The organism is Bradyrhizobium sp. 2TAF36 (assembly GCF_052114925.1).
Classification (GTDB): Bacteria; Pseudomonadota; Alphaproteobacteria; order Rhizobiales; family Xanthobacteraceae; genus Bradyrhizobium; species Bradyrhizobium barranii.
In genome coordinates this window covers 1-3,886 of sequence record NZ_JBFRFR010000223.1, presented here as the reverse complement: position 1 = coordinate 3,886, position 3,886 = coordinate 1, and the positions used below count along the sequence as shown (strand labels likewise).

Below are 3,886 nucleotides of genomic sequence, written 5' to 3'. Positions count from 1 at the left end.
AAGGAAATGGCGCAGTAGCGGCGCCACCACAGAACGCTGCCATAGAACCATAAGCCCGGCCTCGCGCCGGGCTTTTTCATGGAGGCCGACGGGCAGGATATTCCGCCGCGACAAAACCGGAGATTCCAGCGTTTTTATCGCGCCATGGAGCGGGCCGCCACCCAGCGCGGCTGAAAATCGACGCGAAGGGAAGGGCAAATGAGGGCCGGCTGTCGCAGGGTAAGCACGACTGCCAGCGGCTCGCGTCGCATCGCCGCCGGCTGAGGCTAAAAGCAAAAGGCCCGCCGGTTCGCTCCGGCGGGCTCTTTCTCAACTTAAGCTGCGGCGCCGTTGAACATGTTTCGAGCGCTCGCATGTCTAGGCCAGCGGCGCTCGCCGCGACAGTAAAACTCGTACCCGCCATGCTATCAGGGCCACAATTGCGATGATCAGCGCCATAGCGATCAGCGAGATGCCTAGATTTTCGTCGAGAAGCGAGGCTCGGCCAGTTGCGCCCAGAAAGGAATACAGGAAGACTTGCGGCGCAGTGAAAACGAAGGTTGAGATCGAGTAGGTTGAGATGTCAATCCTCGTCAGACCGAACAGGTAGTTCTGGACGGCGCCTGGAAGGGGCACACCCAGCCGCATTAGCGCGATAATGCGCCAACCTTCCTCATCTACTGCTTGTGCAATGACGCCGAAATTAGGCTTCCCCTCGAGCCTTTTTCGAAACCAGTTCGATGCGATATAGCGGGACGTCAGGAAAGCCATGATGGCGCCAATGGTTCCGCTCAACAGGATGATCCCGGCGACTTTCCAGCCAAAGGCGGCACCGGCGGCACAAATCAGCGGCGTACGGGGGAGCACGATAAAGGCCATTGCCAGAAATACGAGGCCGACTGCCATTGCCGAACCCGGTGTAAGACTGCCGAGATTTTGAAACCATGCGCTGATCGTGTCTAAGATGGGCGAGTTCATTCTTTTAAAAGCTGCACGCTCAGGATCTCCGAGACCGGCCGGTTCACGCTGGCGAGCCGATTTTCAGGTTGCGCTGAGTTCCAGTTTCCCGCTATTGGATATGTGCTGAATTAGGTCATATTGCACGTGAGCAGACGAGAATCGAGCGCATATTTTCGCGCCATGTAGCGGCTGTGTCTGGAGCAAGCGAAGCTCTGCCTTCCGGGTCTCGGCCGGGAAGCTCTGGAAGAGATGGCCCAAAACTATCGAAACGCGGCCGAGCGGCTGGAAAGCGAAGCCGGAAAGTTGAGGCGCGTCTAAGGGCGGCGCTTCAATGCGCGTATAACTCCGATCCGTGCAAACATGGTTGGGCCGCCGCCCTCGTATAGCACCCCCCTTTAAAGATTTCTTATGAGGTCCAGGTAGATCGGAAGCGTGGCAAGAGCAGCGCGGAGAATCTAAGGGTTGGCTAACTCGCGATCATGGCCCGCCGGTTCACGCGGGCGGGCCTAGTGGCCGTCGACGCGATACCCTTGAACGGCGAGCAATTCCCTGAGCCATGCCACCTTCTCGCTGGCATTGCTCGGGCCACCAAGCGCCTTGCGTATATCCTCAACGAGGCCTTCCAGGCGTTTTAATTGCGCCTGTGCTGCGTTTCGTTCGATCTCATCCAAAGCAACCATAGCGCGAGTATGTCCGATATATCGCCATGGGTCAAAGAGGGCGCCCGGTGGATCGGGAGCGCGATCGGCAACGGCTCGCGACGCATCGCCGCCGGCTGAGCGTTAAAACGACAAGGCCCGCCGGCATACGCTGGCGGGCCTAGGCACTCCCGGCGCTCTGATCCGCAATTGAATCGGCAGCCTGGAGCATTGGGGCTGGAAAGCGAAGTGTGCCATGTTCGCTCTCAAGTGACAATGGCTGGAATATCGCTTTCCGGTAGTATTACGGATTCCGTTTACGGAACGGGGTGTTCTACTGTGAGAACACCGGCGAGATTTAAGCACCATTTTCTAATTTGTCCGGGATGGCCGCAGTGGGGGGGCTGGAACCGCGCTGCGGCCTTTCCCATAGGGACGTCTGCGAGGTGTCCCTAATTTGATGGAACCTATAACCGTTCCGGGGCATGAACCGTTGAGGCCCATCACCGCGGGGCTCCACGGTGATGAGGATGCACCACATTGCGATCAGATGGCGAGCCAAAGCCAAGTGATCATACTCAGCAAAGCGACGAGCAAAACTATTTCGAGTTTGTGGTTACAGGAACGGAGAACTCTACTGTTCCGCTTCATACGGTGCCCCCTGTTTGATTAGGCGGGAGCGCAACTGGCGTTCTCATCACCGACGGAGGCCATGGGCGGGGCGGTGATGCGAGCGACTAGACATCCTTTTCACCTGGGAGTCGACACAATTCGCGTCAGGTGCTTCTAGCGTTATGCGCGACAGCTTTGCGGAGAATTTGCTAACGCCGCCGGTGCGCGGTGCGTGGACCGAGAGGGAGCTTGAGGCGATCGACGCGAAGGGAAGGGCAAATAAGGGCCGTCTGTCGCACGCTGGCGCGGCTGAACAGCGCCTGCCACGGTGAAGTCTAACTCCGTTATCAGGATCTCACCTGCGATCGGAGCCCGGTCGCTAAACCTTCAAGTCAACTCCCGCCGGCTACGCGCGCGAGCTACGGCGCGTCGTGGGTGTGGAAAAGCAAAGGGCCGCCGATTCACGATGGCGGGCTGGGCGTCTCTCGCAACTGTCCTAGTAGGCGCGGCGGCCGTGCCGCCGATAAGCTGCGGGGTTTTCCACGCCCGCGAAGTATGGATTTATGGCGCACTCTGCGGCGCGGCCCGATGCCGAAGCATTGCACTGAGGCAGCGATGTGTAGCTGCAATCGTAATAGTTGGCCCCCGTGCGGTAAACGTGCAGGCAAACCGGATAGGCCGGATTATACGTCTGAGCTGCCGCCGGCTCTGTTGATGCCATCCCGATTGCCAAAATCGCCAAGGCCGGAGTACGCATTGGAACCTCCTTTCGGACATTGACAAAGCGCGAAGCTCCACGAGCCAGTACTTCGATCGTACCCCGCGGAGGTCGCGACTGCGCCTGACGATCGCTACCAGCCCGCTGGTCACGCTGGCGGGCCTAGCTCTCCCGGGACGCCTTAGACGACCCTAAACGCGCGGCGTAGATCGCGTGTTCTGACCTCTCGAGCTTACGGGAGTATCTCCGCAACTATGGCGTAGGCGCGCTCTCTGGGCACGCCTAGCGCGACCTTGCCCTTGATGAACTCTTCGAGGCCGACCAAAAGTTTACGTTCAGCCTCTGTCATCTGCTGCTGATGAGCGTCGATTTCCTTCTTGAGTGCGCCGTCGTCAGACATCAGAGCCTCGCCCAATGGCGGTTGCGGCGAACCGCACTCTAGGCCCGTTGTGACGGATTCGTTCGGCGATGAAGCTCTGACACTCGCCCGGAAAAAACGCTCAGTTCTCGGAGAGAATGTTCTGCGACACCCAACAGTGTCAACGCGGCGATGGTTGCGACAACGTCCTCGAATTCGCCTTAGGATTGTAAGCCACGGTACCGTTGCTATAGACGTTGAGGCGAATGGAAAGGCGACTGACGGGACCGCCGGTTCGCACCGGAGGCCCTAGCACTCCCGGCGCTCTAATCCCCAATTGGAGCGGCAGCCGGGAGCATTGCGGGGCTGGAACCTAAGCCGTGCCATGCTCGTCTCTAGATTTCAATGCGGAGAAAACCGCAAGCCGGTAGTTGTCCGGACTCCATTTTTGGAACGGGGTGTTCGACTGAAGGTGACCTTGCCCCGCGGGTTTAATCCAGTTTGAAGTTCGTTCTGGCCCACGACAAGGACCAGAGCATGAAGCGCAGCCGCTTTTCGGAAGAGYAGATCATCGGGATCTTGAAGGAGCATGAGGCCGGCGTGTCGGTCGCCGATCTGTGC

5 protein-coding genes are annotated in these 3,886 nt (G+C 58.9%); 1 reads left to right on the top strand and 4 read right to left on the bottom strand.

Annotated features, from left to right (window positions below; translation table 11 throughout):
• Positions 1 to 357: 357 nt before the first annotated feature.
• From AB4Z51_RS44840 to AB4Z51_RS44825, 4 genes are all read right to left on the bottom strand, one after another.
• Complete coding sequence (locus tag AB4Z51_RS44840) at positions 358 to 957, bottom strand: TVP38/TMEM64 family protein (RefSeq protein WP_208088058.1); 600 nt, start codon at positions 955 to 957, stop codon at positions 358 to 360.
• A 488-nt stretch (positions 958 to 1,445) separates the two neighbouring features.
• A complete protein-coding gene (locus AB4Z51_RS44835) occupies positions 1,446 to 1,619 on the bottom strand; it encodes a hypothetical protein (protein ID WP_155256390.1) in 174 nt (57 codons plus the stop codon).
• A gap of 1,066 nt (positions 1,620 to 2,685) precedes the next feature.
• On the bottom strand, positions 2,686 to 2,946 hold the full coding sequence (locus AB4Z51_RS44830) for a DUF3551 domain-containing protein (RefSeq protein WP_441499757.1): 261 nt from the start codon (positions 2,944 to 2,946) through the stop codon (positions 2,686 to 2,688).
• Positions 2,947 to 3,139: 193 nt separating this feature from the next.
• Entirely contained in the window at positions 3,140 to 3,307 is a 168-nt protein-coding gene (locus tag AB4Z51_RS44825) for a hypothetical protein (protein ID WP_441499756.1), read from the bottom strand.
• A 495-nt stretch (positions 3,308 to 3,802) separates the two neighbouring features.
• Between AB4Z51_RS44825 and AB4Z51_RS44820 the strand changes: the two genes are divergently transcribed.
• Positions 3,803 to 3,886 (top strand): transposase (locus AB4Z51_RS44820; protein WP_441499758.1); only part of this gene is annotated, 84 nt, incomplete at its 3' end.

What these genes read in the sequence shown, in the direction of transcription:
- AB4Z51_RS44840 (WP_208088058.1), bottom strand. Translation starts at nt 957, where the DNA reads ATGAACTCGCCCATCTTAGACACGATCAGCGCATGGTTTCAAAATCTC.
- AB4Z51_RS44835 (WP_155256390.1), bottom strand. Translation starts at nt 1,619, where the DNA reads ATGGTTGCTTTGGATGAGATCGAACGAAACGCAGCACAGGCGCAATTA.
- AB4Z51_RS44830 (WP_441499757.1), bottom strand. Translation starts at nt 2,946, where the DNA reads ATGCGTACTCCGGCCTTGGCGATTTTGGCAATCGGGATGGCATCAACA.
- AB4Z51_RS44825 (WP_441499756.1), bottom strand. Translation starts at nt 3,307, where the DNA reads ATGTCTGACGACGGCGCACTCAAGAAGGAAATCGACGCTCATCAGCAG.